This window comes from Dyadobacter sp. 32 (assembly GCF_902506755.1).
Lineage (GTDB): Bacteria > Bacteroidota > Bacteroidia > Cytophagales > Spirosomataceae > Dyadobacter.
In genome coordinates, this window is the sequence record NZ_LR735258.1 from 2,772,484 (window position 1) to 2,789,898 (window position 17,415).

Genomic DNA, 17,415 nt, shown 5'->3' on the forward strand with positions numbered 1-17,415 from the left:
TTGTTCCCATGACCTGCCAATTACATGAAAAAATCCTTATTAATCTTTGTTTTAAGTCTTTTCTTATTCAAATCTCCGTTTTCTTTTGCGCAAAGTAATCCTACTCCGGCATTTCTTCATCAAAATAAGCAATGGGTCGATTCTGTGTTCGCCACGCTCACTCCAGATGAACGAATCGCTCAGCTAATCATGGCAGCTGCGGTTTCTGATGTCAAAAGGGCAGTAATTGACCCCAAAACCAGTAACCCCGCTTTCGTTGAAAAACTGATCAGAGAGAATAAAATTGGTGGAGTTGTTTTTTTTCAGGGTGGACCAATTCCGCAGGCACAGGTAACCAATCATTTTCAATCCATTTCCAAAGTACCTTTACTCATTGCCATGGATGCGGAGTTCGGGCTGGCTATGCGCATTGACAGTACGGTCCGCTATCCCTATCAAATGACCCTGGGGGCTATTCCGGGAAACAACGATCTTATTTACGACATGGGGGCCCAACTCGCCCGTCAGGCACGGCGACTGGGCGTTCACATAAACTTTGCACCCGTTGCAGATATCAATAACAATCCAGGCAATCCCGTTATCAGTTTTCGATCCTTTGGTGAAAATAAATATAAGGTTGCTGAGAAGGCTGTGGCCTACATGAAAGGAATGCAAGAGAACGGGCTGCTAACCTCTGCCAAACATTTTCCGGGCCACGGAGATACCGGGACCGATTCCCACTACGACCTTCCCTTAATCGCACACAATACGGACAGGCTGGATTCCCTGGAACTGTATCCATTCCGGGAGCTGATCTCAAATGGGCTCAGTGGAATGATGATTGCGCACCTGAGTATTCCCGCATTGGACAACACACCCAATCTGCCATCTACGCTTTCCAAGCCCATTGTATCGGATCTTTTGCGCAATAAATTAGGATTTCGGGGGCTGGTGTATTCGGATGCCATGAATATGAAAGGGGTAACCAAATTTTTTCCAGATGGAAAAGCGGATGCACTGGGGCTTGAAGCCGGAATGGACCTGCTCGAATTCACAGAAGATGTGACCAAATCCATTGCTGAAATTAAAAAAAGCATCGCCGAAGGAAAAATCACACAGGCCGAAATTGACTTCCGCTGTAAAAAAGTCCTGGCTGCCAAGGCATGGGTGGGTCTTAATCATTATCGGCCCATTGAGCTAAACAACTTGTATAAGGACCTGAATCCCAAGGAAGCAGAACTGAGCAACCGCCTGCTGACTGAAAAAGCATTGACGGTTCTTAAAAATAACAACAACACCCTTCCGCTCCGTGAACTGGATACGCTAAAAATCGCTTCCGTTTCAATCGGCGTTGATAGTATCACCACCTTCCAGAAAACGCTGGAACTATATACAACAGTTGATCATTTCACTGTCCCTGCGAAACCAACCGATGCCCAGATGGCAGAACTACGTTCTAAATTAAGCAGCTATAATTTATTATTGGTGGGCATGCATCTAAGTAGCATTTCTCCGCGTGGAAATTATGGCCTTACCGACCAGATGAATGCGGTTTTGAGAGAATTGATTGCGACAAACAAAGCAGTAGTATCCGTTTTTGGGAATCCCTATGCATTGAACAAAATTGAAAATGCAGCAGGTGCCAAAGCCCTGATCATGGCCTATCAGCTGACGCCCTATACACAGGATCTTTCGGCTCAGCTCATTTTCGGCGCTATACCAGCCCTGGGAAAATTACCCGTAACGGTAAACAAGGATTTCCAGTACAACGCAGGGATTCAAACACCCGCCATCGGCCGCTTGAAATATACAATTCCGGAGGAAGTAGGGTTGAATTCAGATTTGATCACTTTTAAAATCGACTCCATTGCCAACATGGCCGTAAACCAGAAAGCAACCCCAGGTTGCATCGTTCAGCTTGCGAAAGATGGAAAAGTATTTTTCAGGAAGGCCTACGGTAAACATACGTACGAAGGCCCGGAAGTTGTGAAACTCAATGATCTGTACGACCTCGCATCGGTTACCAAGCTTACGGCGTCCACACTGGCACTGATGAGCCTTTACGATGAAAAGAAGTTTGATCTGGATGCGAGCATGAAGGATTACCTGCCCGATTTCGCGAAGTCCAACAAGGCCGACCTGAACTGGCGAAAGGTGCTAACCCATAGTGCAGGATTAAAGGCTTGGATCCAGTTCTGGCGGGAAGCCCGTAACCCCGACGGAAGCTGGAAGAAAAAAACTTTCAGCACCAAAAAATCGGCCAGATATCCGATATCCGTAGTGGGAGACAGCCTGTTTATCCACAAAAATTATGCGAAAACGATATTCAAGTCGATCAAAGATTCCCCGCTTAACCCGGAGCAAGGCTATGTATACAGTGATCTCTCCTTTATACTTTATCCCCAAATTGTAAAGCACTTGTCCGGAGAGGATTTTGAAACCTATCTAAAAAATCACTACTACCGAAAGTTGGGTGCTAATACTTTGACTTTCAACCCAAAGCGCTTTTACTCACTCAACGATATTGTTCCCACAGAAAGGGATACATTTTTCCGTCAGACTCAGCTTCATGGTCAGGTGCACGACGAGGGGGCAGCGATGTTGGGAGGGCTTAGTGGCCACGCCGGTCTTTTTGGAGATGCCAATGACGTGATGAAAGTATGGCAGATGTACCTCCAGAATGGCTATTATGGGGGCGAGCAGCTATTGAGCAAAGATGCTCTGTTTGAGTTCACGAAATACCAGTTTCCCGAATTAGGCAGTCGCAGGGGACTTGGATTTGACAAGCCCTCTTTCAAATATACCGGCAACAGCCCGAGATATGCGAGCCCCTCCAGCTTTGGCCATACCGGTTACACCGGGATCATGACCTGGGCCGATCCGGCCTGGAAGCTTAGCTATGTCTTCTTATCCAACCGGGTTTACCCAACCAGAGAAAATAACAAAATCTCCCAAATGAGTATACGTACAGCCATTATGGATGTGGTATACCTGGCGCTTATGAACAAATAATGTAGCAAAGCCACTTTTACTGAACCATCTATTTCACCCTGTATTTCAGGAGTAAACCGACCATGTTTTATTATTTATGAGATCATTTATGTTCATATTGATCGCTTTGTTTTCGATCAACGCATTTGCCCAGCCCGCTTATCCCAGCGAAAAAAATTTAGCGCGGCACATCCGTTACCTGGCTTCTGACAAAATGAAGGGACGGGGTACGGGAAGCGAGGAAAATGTGAAAGCCGGGAAGTATGTTGCGAAAACATTTAGGAAGTTGGGTCTGACCCCGTTGGGAACGGATGGATTCTTCCAGGATTTCACTGCCAAAGTGAGACGGGTGGTGGTTCCCGACAGTCTGCGGCCTGCCCGAAACGTAATCGGATTTCTGGACAATGGTGCCGAAAACACCGTCGTCATCGGTGCACATTTTGACCACCTGGGCATGGGACGCCAAGGAAGTTCCAAGGCCGATAAGCCAGAAGGTCAAATCCACAATGGCGCAGACGACAATGCCTCGGGTGTGGCAGGATTACTGGAACTGGCTCGTTACTTCTCACAAAACAAGGAAAAAGAAGCCTACAATTTCCTTTTTATCGGCTTTGGGGCTGAAGAGCTGGGATTACAAGGTTCCCGGCATTTTGTCAACAACCCCACGCTGGCACTAGCGAAAATCAATTTTATGTCCAACATGGATATGATCGGACGCTACGACCCGGGGCGGGGTGTGGGCATTGGTGGCTTTGGAACGAGTGACAAATGGCCGGAAATTTTCAAGGATGTAAAGTCGGACATCAAATTTTTTACGGACCGTGCAGGTAGCGGAGGATCGGACCACGGCTCATTTTATGCCAAACAAATACCCGTTCTGTTTTTTCATACGGGCGGCCACGACGATTACCATAAGCCCGGCGATGATTATGAAAAGATCAATTACAAAGGAGAAAAGGGAATTTTGGTGCTTCAAATTCAATTGATCGAGAAGGCCATGCAACTTCCTAAACTGCAATTCACTGAGGTGAAATAAATCATAGCCGTTGAAGGTTACAGCACATTGATTGACCTTCCTGCGGTTGACATTACGAATAAATAATGTGTTTACACAGACAAAGTTTTTAAATATTCGAAAAAAACGGCCTGACAATCCCCAATCGCAGATTTTATTTATTTGCGAATAAATCATGAAAAATTCCAGTGCCAACTTATTTTAATCGAAGATATTTTTAATACCTTGGTGTAATTTAAAACCTTTTCCCAACCTCATGACACTACCCATATACCAGATAGACGCTTTCACAGATCATCTTTTTTCAGGAAACCCTGCTGCAGTTGTGCCTTTGGAAAGCTGGATTTCGGATGAGGCGATGTTACAAATTGCTGCGGAAAATAATCTGGCGGAAACGGCATTCTACATACCCACAGAAAATGCTTTCCATATCAGGTGGTTTACTCCTACGATAGAAGTGGATCTATGCGGCCATGCCACTCTTGCAGCGGCTTACGTCATTTTTAAGATCCTGAATTATGAAGGTGATTCCATCACGTTCCAATCGCGCAGCGGTGATCTGGTCGTAAAGTCCGATGGGGATTGGCTCACACTTAACTTCCCGGTAGACGTTTACCACGTTGCCGTACCGCCTCCGGCATTGGTTGAAAGCTTGAGCACAACAATCATGTTAGAGGTGCATAAAGGTAAAACCGATTATATGGTGGTGCTGGATTCGGAGGAGGAAGTGGCAAATCTCGAATTTGATATCATTGTACTCTCCACCATCCCTGCCAGAGGAATAATCGTGACAGCGCCGGGTAATGATGTCGATTTTGTATCCAGGTTTTTTGCACCGCAATCAGGTATTGACGAAGATCCGGTAACCGGTTCAGCACATACCACGCTGATACCCTACTGGGCGGAGAAACTTTCAAAAACAAAATTAACAGCCAGGCAACTTTCGAAGCGCGGCGGATATCTGCAGTGCGAACTCGATGGTGAGCGGGTAAATATTGGTGGTCAGGCGAGGTTGTATCTCCGTGGTGAGATAGATACCGAGTAAAAACTTAGCTGACTACTTGAACTGAAAAGCACAATCCCAGGAATTCAATTCTATGGATTGTGCTTTTTCGTATACGGCATTCAAAGATCCCTAAGCTATCTTTTGCCGGATAATTTCACCCTCTGCCCCATATACAACCCTACCAGAACCAGAAGCGTCCCGAAAACCGTGTAACTGGTTATCGGCTCACCCATAAGCCACCACGCAAAAAAGAATCCGAACAATGGACAAAGAAATAGCCACATGGAAGCACGAACGGTATCGATTCGCAATAAATAAAACCAACAGATCAATCCCACAATGGATACGGCCAAACTTAACCACAACGCCGACATCCAGAAACGAGCATCCAAGTTCATACTGGAAAAATCACTCGTCAAAAGTGTAATTGGTAACAAAAATATTCCTCCCAACATAACCTGCCACCCATTGATCAGCAAATTGGATAGCTTCCATTGAATTGAAGCGTAGTATACACTCGCAGCAGAAACTATTATCATACTAAGAATCAATAGAACCACTCCAAAAGTGGTAGTATGGCTACCTTTTAGCAGCGGATAGGTCGCTATGGCTATTCCGGACATTCCTAAAACAATCGCCATCCAATCGGCTCGCACCGGTCGCCTGCCCAACCACAATGCAGAGAGTAAAACAATAATCAAAGGGTTAGTGGAAACAGCTAAACTGCCGATTCCGGCGGCGGTATATTTCATCGCGTACACGTACAGGCCCAGGTACAGCGTTGTATTCAAAAAACCAAACAATGCAAGCTGACCAAATTCTGATTTCCTTGGCAAACGGAAGGAGTCATCCTTACCAAATAAGTATGAAAATAACAGTAGCAGGATGCCCGCAATAAAAAAACGCACATTGGCCAGTATCAGAGGCGGAGCAGATTCAACACCAAATTTTGTCGCTACCGATGCAGAAGCCCACAAAATGGAAAACAACAAACCGGTTAAAATATTTTTCACACTAATAAAGAAATACCATTCAAAAATACAGCAACGTTTTCATCATCGCCCTTTGTTTTTTATATTTTTGAAGATGAATTCTAAAATTAGTGTAAAATTCCTGCAGGTAATTATCTTATTCGCCTTATCTGCTCCCTTATTTGCCCAGACCCAGTGGACCTATGACTTTAACAAGGGTTTGCTTCCAATCGAAAATGGCGGAATTCCTCTTAAGATACTCGGTAAGAAAGGAGAATTTATCAAAGAAGTAGTTCCTGGCAGTGGCACCAACGGCGTCCCCGAAATGATCCGCACGGTATATAAATTTGAGAATAACAATGGGCTGCAATTTGAAAATGCGCTGGCCAACGGATTTCTGAATAAATCTTTTACGATTGAAATCTATTTCAAATTTGACACACTTGGTAGTTGGAAACGCGTTATCGACTTCAAAAATCGCAAAAGTGATTATGGAAGCTATATATATGATGGCAAGCTAAACTTCTATGATTACGCAGTGGGTGAGAAAGCGCCCGTACGTGCGGGTCAGTACATACATTATGTTCTTTCTCGTGACTGGGACACTAAAATGATCAAAATGTATGTCAATGGCCAGTCCAAGCTCGAATTCAAAGACCCGGGTGTGGAAGGCATGCTCGATACGGACCAGGTACTGAATTTTTTTCAAGACGATCTGATTGCCAACCACGAATCAAGCGCTGGCTCTGTGGCACTTATCCGGCTCTATGACCGCGTCATGAATCCTGTTTTTATCCGAAGAAGCTATCAAACCATCAGCAGACTAAATGTACCGTCGGAAGAACCTGAAGAAAAAATAACCGAAGAGCCCGTCACGATAAAAGAAGCACCTGCTGCCAAAAAAGAAAAACTTGTGCAGGTCTCTGGCCGGGTTTACGACGGTGCAACCCTCAGTCCGGCCCATGCGGAACTATCGGTTAGCAAGTCGGCCAATGACTCACTGATACTAAAAACCAAAACAGAAAATGGAGCCTATATTCTCAATCTGCCCCCCGAACAATCCTATAAGATTCTGGTAGAAGCAGAGGGATACCAGCCTCGTGTGATGACTTTGAAAACCAAAAACTATTCTGAGGATCTGAAAGCGCTGGTTCGATTAACCAAGGAAAACTTTGAATCTCCCTTGCTCGACATTTTTTTCAACCAAAGCAATGAAGCGCTTGATAACGAGGCCAAAACAGCATTGGACTCCATGGTAGCTTATTTCCAGAAAAGGCAGTATCTGAAAATCATTTTGAAAGGCCACACAGACAACCTGGGCAATTTTGATAAAAACCTCGCATTATCATCTGCCAGAGTGGCCGCCGTAAAGAACTATCTGACAGAGAAAGGGATACCAGCCAATCGGATAGAAGGTGCCGGGTATGGATCCGCACGACCGAGCCAGTTTAACTTATCAGAAGAACAGAGGCGTAAAAACCGGAGGGTTGAAATATGGGCCGAGCCCATAAAAAGATAAAGCCATCTCATCAAGATGGCTTTATACTGACTATTCCTAAACCCTTAACCTTTTCTTATCTTTATTATCATATCCTGGCAACTTCCTAATTTAGTTTTTCAGTCGCCGTAAGGTGCAATTATTTTAATATCTAATTTTTATTTAATCAAAGCGATGTAGTATTTACACTTAACAACATTTCGTCAGATAACTACCTCTCTACCATCCACTAACCCTGACCAAACAACCGAAAATTTAATTTTTCAGTTCGCCTTATATTAATCTAAGACTCCACTTGACTATATAAAGTCACAACTTCCTTAATATTACTCCAATTTTCAATTATTCTGCAATCGGGTCATCTGATTTATATACGAAACAAATTCAACTTCAGATCCACAGAAAACAATAAGTTCCACGGGTCGCCATCATCAGATGCTTCAGGAAGTAAATTAACTACTGGTGAAAATCCTCAATCACAGTGCAAATATAACATACTTTTTATTTGACTTCATGGTTTTATTCAATTTTATTTTTTTTCAACTTCTAATCAAACCACTCCATAAGTATCAAAACTACAACCATTAGAAAAATGAAGCAACAGAATATTAACTAATATAAGACACCTCAAATGGGCACTAACAGCACAAAAAATATTAATAAGCCGTAAAAATCAAATTATATTTTAAAAATTACGCCAAATGCAGAATATTTTCACATCTGCAAATTTTGACTAATTCTTAAAAAAATACAATCATTGATTATAATTGTTCATTGCATACTGTACCCCCAAAGTACAAAACGAAACAACAATTTCACCCGCACGATCCAGAAATATTGGCAGTTCAATCATTTCATCATTGGAAAACGGTTTTAATACATAGTCTACTTGCCTGCCCCGAGGAAAATTATTGCCAATACCAAAACGTAAACGGGCATATTCGGCTGTTCCTAAAATTTCTTCAATATTCCTCAGTCCATTATGTCCGCCGTTACTTCCCTTGGGCTTCATCCGGAGGGTTCCGAAGGGAAGTTGTAACTCATCCGTTACTACCAACAGGTTTTCCACCGGAATTTTATATCGATCCATGTAGTACCGAATGGCCTTACCGCTCAAATTCATAAAAGTAGTTGGCTTGATAAAATAAAACTGGCGGCCTTTGTGTTTCCACTCCGCAACAAACGCTAATTTTTCAAAAGAAAATTTGAAATCATTTTGTGCTGCCAGGCGATCCAGTACCATAAAACCAATATTATGCCGCGTAAACGCATACTCCGGACCAATATTCCCTAATCCTGCAATCAGATATTTCATACTTATTTGCTATCAGCAATCAGCTATCGACGGTAAGCCATAACAATTACTGTCTTTATTGTAGTTTATTTTACTAAAATGACCAGAAGTAAAGATTTGGATACTTACATTCCTTGAAGCCAATAAAGTCAATTAACACATCTAATCATAAAAAAAGTTTTTGATTTCATCTTTGAGCACTTAATTTAGGCTGAAATTCAGGGAACGAACGAAAATGCCCCAAAAACGACTTATACTTAGCAGTCCTTTGCTGGAAATTATGACCAGCCGATTGTGTCAGCAGCTTATTGAAAACCACCAGGATTTCTCAAATTCTGTTGTGATGGGTTTACAACCACGTGGAATCTACTTCGCCGAAAGGGTCATCACTGAATTGAGGGAAAAGACAGGACAAAATATTCCACTGGGACATCTGGATGCCACCTTTTACCGAGACGACTTTCGCCGAAGAGACTCCCCACTCCTACCCAACAAAACCAGCGTACCCTTTCTGATTGAAGGCAAACGCGTTATTTTGATTGACGACGTGCTTGCCAGTGGCCGTATGGTTAGAGCTGCCATGGACGCAATGACCGCATTCGGTCGCCCCAAGATGGTGGAATTACTGGTCCTTATTGATCGTAGATACAACCGGGAACTCCCTATTGAGCCCGACTATGTAGGCATGAAAGTAAGTACTCTGGAAAGCCAGCGGGTAAAAGTGGAATGGAAGGAACAAGGCTTTGAAGCAGACCACATCTGGATGGTGGACTAAACCGCTTTTGACTTTAGTAATCTGATCGGGTTACGAAGCAAACGCTTAGGATTAAAGATCATCTCGGTTTTCCATCATTTTCGGAATCTTCTACTTTACCGATGTTTTCTGTTTTGTAGGTCAGCTTATTGATATAAAATACCTCCCTGCCCCCTACCAGCGAAGTACCCAGCCGTTGCATCCCGTACGCCAGAAAATACTGTCCGTACCAGGGTGAGAGGTAAGCATCCTCGCTGTTGAGCACCTTCTCGGTTTCTGATTTGGGTTCAATCTTAAACTTCTCACTTTCCACAACTATCTTGTCCCGACTGATGACCTCGGTGTGTATGGATCCGTCCTGTGGATAAGCCAGAATAAAATAATCATCTACCGGCGTGATCTGAACCATTTCCTGCAGATCGTAACTGGTCAGATCCTTGATCGTAATACAGTTGTCCCATTTAAACTTACCGTTGCGATCAAACCCGCAAATGATCGCGTGTGTGTAACGGTAACCTTCCATGTAACGCGATATGTACGGACGCGACATTCCGCTTGTAATAACAGGGTTACTGGCCTTTTGATTGGGATAATATACTTCTGCAACAAGCACAATTTCGTCCTTGGTCTGTATCAGTTCGTGCACAAGCAAACGATATCTGAACCGGTTCTCTTTACCAAGACTCTTACGCTTCCCTATTCGGTCCAGCATACGCTGACGCCGCTTGGGTTTCATAAAATTGAAAAAGTTCTGTAGTTCAGAAAACTCAATAAATTGTGGCTCTTCGGGTTCATTGTCTTGAATATGGGTGACATACAACCCCTGCGAAAACGGTGTACAACCCACCGAATAATTGCCGATCAGATAGGAGTCATCTGCATTCAACGGAACGATCTGCCCGGAAATGAGGCTGTTTTTAGGATCGCTCAGAGAAGTTTTCTTCAAAAGTTTGCCATCATAGTTGAATGTTTTTATTTCAAAAAAGCAGTTTCTCTTTTTGTAGGCGTACGTAATGACGTTGATATATCCGTCCACCTCATTGATATCCACATTGTTGAGCTCTGTATTTTTCTCAAAAAGACCTGGCAACACTTTAGTAGTATGATCAAATAAGGAATGCACCAAAACCACCGGCCTCGAACGATAATACCCGGAGACCAATGCCTTGCTCCCTATCACTTTAAACTGATGCACATCCACCCCTGCCAGGAGGTTCCCCTTAAAAACATCGGTGGAGCCATCCATGAAGTTTAACTGCAAAAACAAAAATCGATCTGTATCGGGCTCGGCAAACAACCAATACCCAAAATCAATGCCTTTGTAGGCCATTACGGGAATATAACGGCGGTCGACCTGATAAGTCGTGACCCAAATTGCCTTTAATGCCACGTCATATTTGACAAACTTCCATTGCTCACTTCTTCCACCCGAATACTCGTTATTCCGCACAACGGATAAAAGGCCGTCCTCACCAAGAGGAAAAACTTCAAAATGTTCCGTATTGAAGGGGTTGACGGGTATTTCAATACGATCGGATTGCTGGAGTTGAGCTGTCGCCAGGGTAACACGCATTACCAAAACGGCGAAAAACAGACCAATGTGAATTACTGGACGCAAACGGTTCTTCATAACTTCTTTCTCAGGGGTGCAAGTCAGTTCAATAATTACCCTAATTTTGCATCAAAATGAATAGTATAACAATTAATATTATAAATATTTTTACTCAAATAAAAACATTCTGAGACCTGTTTGGGTTTAAGTCCCAATGTGTCTACCTATTCCAGCTCAAATACATGACAATTGAATCCATTTTAAAGGCTGATATTCAAAAGGCAGTAAAAGATCACTTCGACGTAATCATCGACGAAATCGGGCTTCAGCCTACCAAGAAAGAATTTGAAGGCGTTTACACCTTTGTCACATTTCCACTTACCAAATCCGCAAAGAAGTCCCCTGCTGAGATTGGTAAAATTATCGGTGACGAGCTGACCGCAAACTCTTCCATTGTAGAAAGCTATAACGTGGTTCAGGGTTTTTTAAATATCAACCTGACAGACAAAACCTGGCTGGAATTATTTAGCACTATTTTTGAAGATCCTGAATATGGTTCCGGCCCAGCCAAAGGGCAGTCTGTGATGGTGGAGTTTTCTTCCCCAAACACAAACAAGCCCTTGCATCTCGGCCACTTGCGCAATAACTTCCTGGGTGATTCCTTGGCCCGTATTCTCACTGCGAGCGGCTATGATGTGGTAAAAACTTGTCTCGTCAACGACAGGGGCATTCATATCTGTAAATCCATGCTCGCCTATCGGGAACTTGGCAATGGCGAGACACCCGAGTCCACCGGAATCAAGGGGGATCATTTGGCCGGCAAGTATTACGTAAAGTTTGATGCTGAATATAAAAAACAAATCCGGGAGCTCGTAGAAAGTGGCCTATCCGAAGACGAAGCGGCTAAAAAAGCACCCTGGATACTGGAAGCCCAGCGATTATTGTTGCTATGGGAACAAGGAGACCATGAAACAGTGGCTTTATGGCATAAAATGAATACCTGGGTTTATGCCGGGTTCAATCAAACTTACACACAGATAGGAGTTTCCTTTGATAGGACATACTACGAATCAGATACTTACCTGCTTGGAAAAGATCTTATAGAGGAAGGTTTGGCCTCGGGTGTATTTTTCAAAAAGGATGACAATTCTGTTTGGATCAGTCTGGCAGAAGAGGGCCTGGACGAAAAGCTGGTGCTACGGGGAGACGGGACGTCGGTTTACATCACACAGGACCTTGGCACCACCGAACTTAAATTCAAGGATTTTCATAACGACAGGTATTTATGGGTGGTAGGCAATGAGCAGGATTATCACTTCAAAGTACTTTTTGCTATTTTGAAGCGACTCGGACGCACCTATGCGGATGGTTGCTACCACATTAGTTACGGAATGGTTGACCTGCCATCCGGCAAAATGAAATCGCGGGAAGGAACCGTAGTGGATGCAGACGACCTGGTGGCACAGATGGTGCAGACCGCTACCGATCGCACCCAGGAGCTAGGAAAACTGGATGATTTCGCGAGTGATGAAGCTGCCCGACTGTACCAGATACTGGCTCTTGGCGCCTTAAAATACTATCTGCTTAAGGTGGACCCTAAAAAAAGAATGCTCTTCAATCCAGAAGAATCAATTGATTTCCAGGGACATACAGGACCATTCATACAGTACACCTATGCACGGATTCGCTCCATTATACGTAAAGCGGAGCAATCCGCTAAAGCTGCCGGAATACCGCCGGCTGGCTACACATTGCATCCTGCTGAGCGTGACCTTATTTTTGTATTGGCCCAGTATCCCGTGAGAGTCCAGACGGCCGCAAGTGATTTTGCTCCTTCTGTCATTTCTTTTTACGTGTATGAACTGGCGAAAGTTTATAACCAGTTCTATGCCGAAGTTTCCATATTTGCTGATCCCGATCCGGTGGCTGTGAAATTCAGAATAGCCTTATCAAAAGTTGTTTCAGAAACCATTCACAACGCCCTTGGGCTGTTGGGTATCGATGTGCCGGAGCGCATGTAGAGAAGCGAAGAGGATTAATCTACAATCAGATTCTCAGCGCGAATCGATATTTAGGATTTATTATTAAAAAGACCTGAAAGGAGGCATCTAAAAAGAACTTGATTCCGTAAATTGTAGTTTACATGTCAGACCTGGGATTAACCTAAAACTTATTAAACAAGCACTGTTATGGCATTCTTAAAATCAATCTTTATTATGATTACTTCCCTGATAAGCGGATTATTTGCAGACAATAGTGAAATAGCCAACAGGCCCGATCATGTGGCGGACACACCCCAGTCACTTTATGACTTCAAGGTAAAGTCGTTGGTAGGCAACAAGACCGTCGATTTGTCGCAATACAAAGGCAAAAAAGTGGTGATCCTGAACGTTGCCTCCAAATGCGGCTACACCAAACAGTATGCCGACTGGGAGAAATTCAATAAAGAGCATGGTGACAAAGTAGTTGTACTGGGTTTTCCATCTAATAATTTTGGAGGACAGGAACCAGGCACCAGCGAAGAAATTGCTACTTTCTGTTCTGCAACGTATGGTGTCACTTTCCCGATGTTTGAAAAAGTAGAAGTAAAAGGAGAAGCAAAGGCGCCACTGTACAAGTGGTTATCTAGCAAAGATCTTAACGGCTGGAATGATAAGGAACCTACCTGGAATTTCTGTAAATACGTAGTTGACGAAAAGGGCAAATTAACAAATTTCTTTGCCTCCAAAATACTTCCAACCGACCCGGAGTTTCTTAAAGCGGTAGGTTTGTAATCCTAAAAACATTAAAAATAGCAGGCAAAAAGTAGTTTTGTCTGCTATTTTTATAACATTACTTTTGAAATTTATGTCTCCCTGGATAGAGGCCGCCCGCCCAAGAACCTTACCATTAGCCCTCTCCTGCATTCTGATGGGCTGTTTCCTTGCAGCTTCGACCGGATCGTTTAGCTGGATAGTGGCCTTATTAAGTATTCTAACAACGATCCTTCTTCAGGTACTTTCTAATTTTGCAAACGACTATGGCGATGCTGTCAATGGCAAAGACACTGACTTACGACAGGGACCCATTCGGGCCGTACATGCCGGCCGAATTCCGGCCAAGGCCATGCGCAATGCCATCATTTTATTTTCCGCACTGGCACTGGCCTCGGGCATTTCTCTGCTATCAATAGCTTTACGAAACGCACCGGCAAGTGCATTTTTTGTATTTCTTGGAGTGGGTATTGCCTGTATCATTGCGGCGATTACCTACACCGCAGGAAAACGCCCTTATGGATATGTGGGCCTCGGCGACTTATCTGTCCTCCTATTCTTTGGTTGGGTAGGTGTTTTGGGAAGTAGCTATCTGCACACACATATTTGGGACTGGAATCAATTACTCCCCGCCACAAGTTGCGGACTTTTCGCGGTGGGCGTATTGAATATCAACAACATAAGGGATATTGAATCAGATAAAGCTACAGGTAAAAATTCGATTCCGGTAAGACTTGGCCGCCAAAAAGCGATCTTGTATCACTGGTGCATCCTGATCACCGGCATGGCCTGTATCCTGGTTTATACCTTCAACCATTTTTCCGGTTATACCAGCCTGATTTTCCTATTTAGCTTCCCGCTGTTTTTCCGTAACGGACTTGCTATTTCACGGCTGAAAAATGCAAATGAATTGGATCCCTATCTTAAACAAATGGCGCTTTCCACACTTCTCTTTGTTCTTCTGTTCGGCTTGGGAACTGTGCTTTAAACAGAAGTGATACCAGAATTTTCTTTGCGTACTGGCAGTTACCATCTTTGTTTCCAATATGCCTCATTACCCGGTGGTTTTCATAACATCCGGCAACGTTACGCTATTGTAATTCCGTTTTAAAACAAACCAACATTAGAAGCAGCGACTATGCAGCTTTTAAAGTAACTAGTTGGTACCCGAAAACGTAAAAGTCAGATGAATAGAAGAGATGCTGTAAAGAACGTAGCCCTTATGCTGGGCGGATCATTTTCTGCGCCTACGCTACTGGCAATGAGTAGCAAAGAAAATAAAAAACCAATAAAACAATCCACGGCCGATATAAGCATCTCCGAAAGTCACAAGAAAATTATAGCGGAGGTGGCAGAAATGATAATACCGCGAACAGCTACGCCCGGCGCCATTGACGTGGGTGTTCCGGCTTTTGTGGTGATGATGATCCAGGATTGCTACCGCAAACCTGAGCACATCAGTTTCCTGGCTGGACTGGAAGATTTGGAAAGGCAGAAATTTTTGTCCCAAAGCAAAGCGGAAAAAGTGGAAACACTTATACAAGTTGAAAAAGAATCGAAAAAGCAGATGGAAGTTTACCAGGTGCAACAAACAAAAATGGGTGACAATGAAGACCGGGAGCAAATGAAGGAACAACAACAGGGACTCCCTTTCTGGAGGCTGATGAAAGAGCTCACCTTACTGGGTTATTTCACTTCCGAAGAGGGGTTAAAATCTTCTTTTGAATACATTCCGGTTCCCGGAAAACTGGAATTAATCAAGCTAAAACCCGGTCAGAAATCTTTCGCCTATTAATCTTACCATCATGAATTTGAACTTGAATGTTGCAAAAACGCACCGTTTTGATGCCATCGTAGTGGGGTCGGGAATGACGGGCGGCATGGCTGCCAAAGAACTTACCGAACGAGGCCTCCAGGTACTGATGATAGAAAGAGGGCGGGAAGTGAAACACATCGAGGATTATGACACGGCCATGCAGGGCCCCTGGGAATTCCAGCACCGGGGCAAAGTGTCCATTCACTCGGCGGAAGAATACTGGGCCAATAGCCGCTTTGGAACCCTGGCCAATGAGGAAACCGGCAAATTTTTCACGGACGACAAGAAAAACCCATACATAGAAAAACGACCTTTCGACTGGATAAGGGCCTACCATACGGGCGGGAAATCGATGCATTGGGGCCGGCAGTCTTATCGTATGAACCGAAAAGATTTCGAAGCCAATGCCAAAGACGGAATAGCGATTGACTGGCCGATCCGTTACGAAGACCTTGAACCATGGTACACCCACGTTGAAAAATTTGTCGGTATCAGCGGTCAAAAAGAGAACCTGGAAGTGTTGCCCGACGGACATTTCCTACCCGCTATGCCTATGATGGCGCCCGAAGTTCATTTCAGGAATATGGTCAAAAAGAAGCTCAATCGGCCTGTTACGATCGGCCGGATCGCCAACCTGACCACCCCGCAACCCTGGCATATTGCGCTCGGCAGAGCTTCCTGCCAATATCGCAGCAAATGCAGCAGGGGCTGTCCATATGGCGCTTATTACAGTTCACTCTCCGGATCAATTCCTGCCGCCCGAAAAACCAATAACCTCACCCTATTGCACGATACCATTGCAACAGAAATCCTCTTTGACGAACAGACCCAAAAAGCGAAGGGTGTGAGAGTGATCCATCAGGATACAATGGCAGTGGAAGAGTATTTTGCAAAGATCATTTTTCTCAATGCAGGTGCAATGAACACCGCAGGGCTGCTTTTGAACTCCACTTCGGGACGTTTCTCCAACGGCCTTGGTAACGACAGCGATCAGGTAGGCAGAAATATCATGGATCACCATCTGGGCGTAGGTGCCAATGCCACAGTAGAAGGTTTTGAGCAGGACTATGTGTTTGGTCAGCGCCCCAACGCACTCTACATTCCAAGGTTCAGGAATTGGGGCAGTGATAAACAGAGCTACCTTCGGGGATTTGGCTACCAGGGCGGTGCCAGCCGAAACGACTGGAAACGCGGAATTGGACAGGATGGGTTCGGCGCTACCTTTAAAGAGGATCTCACCAGGCCAGGAAGCTGGAATGTTGGATTCGGGGGATTCGGCGAAGTTTTGCCTAATCCTGCCAACCGCATGTATCTGGATCAGGAAAAAAAAGACAAATGGGGCGTTCCCATGATCGTTTTTGATGCCGCCTTCGGAGAGAATGAACTCACAATGCGCAAAGACATGATGCATTCTGCCGTAGAAATGCTTGAAGCGGCGGGTTTCAAAAACGTATCAGGTTTCAACCGGCAAGACACTCATTTGGGACTTGGCATTCATGAAATGGGTACCGCCCGTATGGGAAAGGATCCGAAAACTTCGGTTCTCAACAAGTTCAACCAGATCCATGCCTGTAAAAATGTATTCGTCACTGATGGCGCAGCGATGGTTTCGTCGTCCTGCGTGAACCCGTCCATCACTTATATGGCCATGACGGCCCGGGCGGCAGACCATGCAGTGAAGGAACTCAAAAAGCAAAACCTCTAAGAGGTCGACGGAAATATATCCGGAATTTTGATAAATAGTCACCCAATGTCATGCCGACAAGGCGGTTATATGACATTCGGT

The 17,415-nt window shown here is 44.3% G+C and carries 13 protein-coding genes; 10 read left to right on the forward strand and 3 right to left on the reverse strand.

All coding sequences use genetic code 11. From position 1 onward, the window contains the following. Positions 1-24 precede the first annotated feature (24 nt). From DYADSP32_RS11165 to DYADSP32_RS11175, 3 genes are all read left to right on the forward strand, one after another. Positions 25-2,991 carry a glycoside hydrolase family 3 N-terminal domain-containing protein gene (locus DYADSP32_RS11165; RefSeq protein ID WP_149242656.1) on the forward strand — a complete coding sequence of 989 codons (2,967 nt, stop codon included), beginning with the start codon at positions 25-27 and terminating at the stop codon, positions 2,989-2,991. A 76-nt stretch (positions 2,992-3,067) separates the two neighbouring features. Continuing rightward, positions 3,068-4,006 (forward strand): M20/M25/M40 family metallo-hydrolase, encoded by a 939-nt coding sequence (locus DYADSP32_RS11170; protein ID WP_149242655.1) that lies wholly within the window; start codon positions 3,068-3,070, stop codon positions 4,004-4,006. A gap of 235 nt (positions 4,007-4,241) precedes the next feature. After that, positions 4,242-5,030: a PhzF family phenazine biosynthesis protein gene (locus DYADSP32_RS11175; protein ID WP_149242654.1), complete on the forward strand. Its 789-nt coding sequence runs from the start codon at positions 4,242-4,244 to the stop codon at positions 5,028-5,030. Between the two features lie 95 nt (positions 5,031-5,125). Here the strand turns inward: DYADSP32_RS11175 and DYADSP32_RS11180 are convergent, their stop codons facing one another. Then, positions 5,126-6,004: an EamA family transporter gene (locus DYADSP32_RS11180; RefSeq protein ID WP_149242653.1), complete on the reverse strand. Its 879-nt coding sequence runs from the start codon at positions 6,002-6,004 to the stop codon at positions 5,126-5,128. Positions 6,005-6,077: 73 nt separating this feature from the next. Between DYADSP32_RS11180 and DYADSP32_RS11185 the strand changes: the two genes are divergently transcribed. Beyond that, positions 6,078-7,481 (forward strand): OmpA family protein, encoded by a 1,404-nt coding sequence (locus tag DYADSP32_RS11185; RefSeq protein ID WP_149242652.1) that lies wholly within the window; start codon positions 6,078-6,080, stop codon positions 7,479-7,481. Positions 7,482-8,214: 733 nt separating this feature from the next. On the opposite strand, the gene pth is transcribed toward DYADSP32_RS11185, so the two are convergent. Continuing rightward, positions 8,215-8,775 (reverse strand): aminoacyl-tRNA hydrolase, encoded by a 561-nt coding sequence (gene pth, locus DYADSP32_RS11190; protein ID WP_149242651.1) that lies wholly within the window; start codon positions 8,773-8,775, stop codon positions 8,215-8,217. Positions 8,776-8,989: 214 nt separating this feature from the next. On the opposite strand from pth, the gene pyrR reads away from it, so the two are divergent. Beyond that, positions 8,990-9,529: a bifunctional pyr operon transcriptional regulator/uracil phosphoribosyltransferase PyrR gene (gene pyrR / locus DYADSP32_RS11195; RefSeq protein WP_149242650.1), complete on the forward strand. Its 540-nt coding sequence runs from the start codon at positions 8,990-8,992 to the stop codon at positions 9,527-9,529. A gap of 58 nt (positions 9,530-9,587) precedes the next feature. Here pyrR and DYADSP32_RS11200 read toward each other — a convergent pair whose 3' ends face one another. Continuing rightward, positions 9,588-11,138, reverse strand: coding sequence for a hypothetical protein (locus DYADSP32_RS11200; RefSeq protein WP_414617692.1), 1,551 nt, complete (start codon positions 11,136-11,138; stop codon positions 9,588-9,590). Positions 11,139-11,302: 164 nt separating this feature from the next. Here DYADSP32_RS11200 and argS point away from each other — a divergent pair, with 164 nt between their 5' ends. The 5 genes from argS to DYADSP32_RS11225 all read left to right on the forward strand — a co-directional run bounded on the left by argS (position 11,303) and on the right by DYADSP32_RS11225 (position 17,334). Beyond that, on the forward strand, positions 11,303-13,081 hold the full coding sequence (argS, locus tag DYADSP32_RS11205) for an arginine--tRNA ligase (protein WP_149242649.1): 1,779 nt from the start codon (positions 11,303-11,305) through the stop codon (positions 13,079-13,081). A 195-nt stretch (positions 13,082-13,276) separates the two neighbouring features. Continuing rightward, positions 13,277-13,834, forward strand: coding sequence for a glutathione peroxidase (locus DYADSP32_RS11210; RefSeq protein WP_414617693.1), 558 nt, complete (start codon positions 13,277-13,279; stop codon positions 13,832-13,834). 73 nt (positions 13,835-13,907) lie between these two features. After that, positions 13,908-14,801 carry a 1,4-dihydroxy-2-naphthoate polyprenyltransferase gene (locus tag DYADSP32_RS11215; protein ID WP_149242647.1) on the forward strand — a complete coding sequence of 298 codons (894 nt, stop codon included), beginning with the start codon at positions 13,908-13,910 and terminating at the stop codon, positions 14,799-14,801. A gap of 198 nt (positions 14,802-14,999) precedes the next feature. Further along, positions 15,000-15,608, forward strand: a complete 609-nt coding sequence (locus tag DYADSP32_RS11220) for a gluconate 2-dehydrogenase subunit 3 family protein (protein WP_149242646.1) — start codon at positions 15,000-15,002, stop codon at positions 15,606-15,608. A 10-nt stretch (positions 15,609-15,618) separates the two neighbouring features. Further along, the gene (locus DYADSP32_RS11225) at positions 15,619-17,334 is read left to right on the forward strand and encodes a GMC family oxidoreductase (RefSeq protein WP_149242645.1); all 1,716 of its coding nucleotides are present in this window, start codon (positions 15,619-15,621) and stop codon (positions 17,332-17,334) included. Positions 17,335-17,415: the final 81 nt, after the last annotated feature.

What these genes read in the sequence shown, in the direction of transcription:
- DYADSP32_RS11165 (WP_149242656.1), top strand. Translation starts at nt 25, where the DNA reads ATGAAAAAATCCTTATTAATCTTTGTTTTAAGTCTTTTCTTATTCAAA.
- DYADSP32_RS11170 (WP_149242655.1), top strand. Translation starts at nt 3,068, where the DNA reads ATGAGATCATTTATGTTCATATTGATCGCTTTGTTTTCGATCAACGCA.
- DYADSP32_RS11175 (WP_149242654.1), top strand. Translation starts at nt 4,242, where the DNA reads ATGACACTACCCATATACCAGATAGACGCTTTCACAGATCATCTTTTT.
- DYADSP32_RS11185 (WP_149242652.1), top strand. Translation starts at nt 6,078, where the DNA reads ATGAATTCTAAAATTAGTGTAAAATTCCTGCAGGTAATTATCTTATTC.
- pth (WP_149242651.1), bottom strand. Translation starts at nt 8,775, where the DNA reads ATGAAATATCTGATTGCAGGATTAGGGAATATTGGTCCGGAGTATGCG.
- pyrR (WP_149242650.1), top strand. Translation starts at nt 8,990, where the DNA reads ATGCCCCAAAAACGACTTATACTTAGCAGTCCTTTGCTGGAAATTATG.
- DYADSP32_RS11200 (WP_414617692.1), bottom strand. Translation starts at nt 11,138, where the DNA reads ATGAAGAACCGTTTGCGTCCAGTAATTCACATTGGTCTGTTTTTCGCC.
- argS (WP_149242649.1), top strand. Translation starts at nt 11,303, where the DNA reads ATGACAATTGAATCCATTTTAAAGGCTGATATTCAAAAGGCAGTAAAA.
- DYADSP32_RS11210 (WP_414617693.1), top strand. Translation starts at nt 13,277, where the DNA reads ATGATTACTTCCCTGATAAGCGGATTATTTGCAGACAATAGTGAAATA.
- DYADSP32_RS11215 (WP_149242647.1), top strand. Translation starts at nt 13,908, where the DNA reads ATGTCTCCCTGGATAGAGGCCGCCCGCCCAAGAACCTTACCATTAGCC.
- DYADSP32_RS11220 (WP_149242646.1), top strand. Translation starts at nt 15,000, where the DNA reads ATGAATAGAAGAGATGCTGTAAAGAACGTAGCCCTTATGCTGGGCGGA.
- DYADSP32_RS11225 (WP_149242645.1), top strand. Translation starts at nt 15,619, where the DNA reads ATGAATTTGAACTTGAATGTTGCAAAAACGCACCGTTTTGATGCCATC.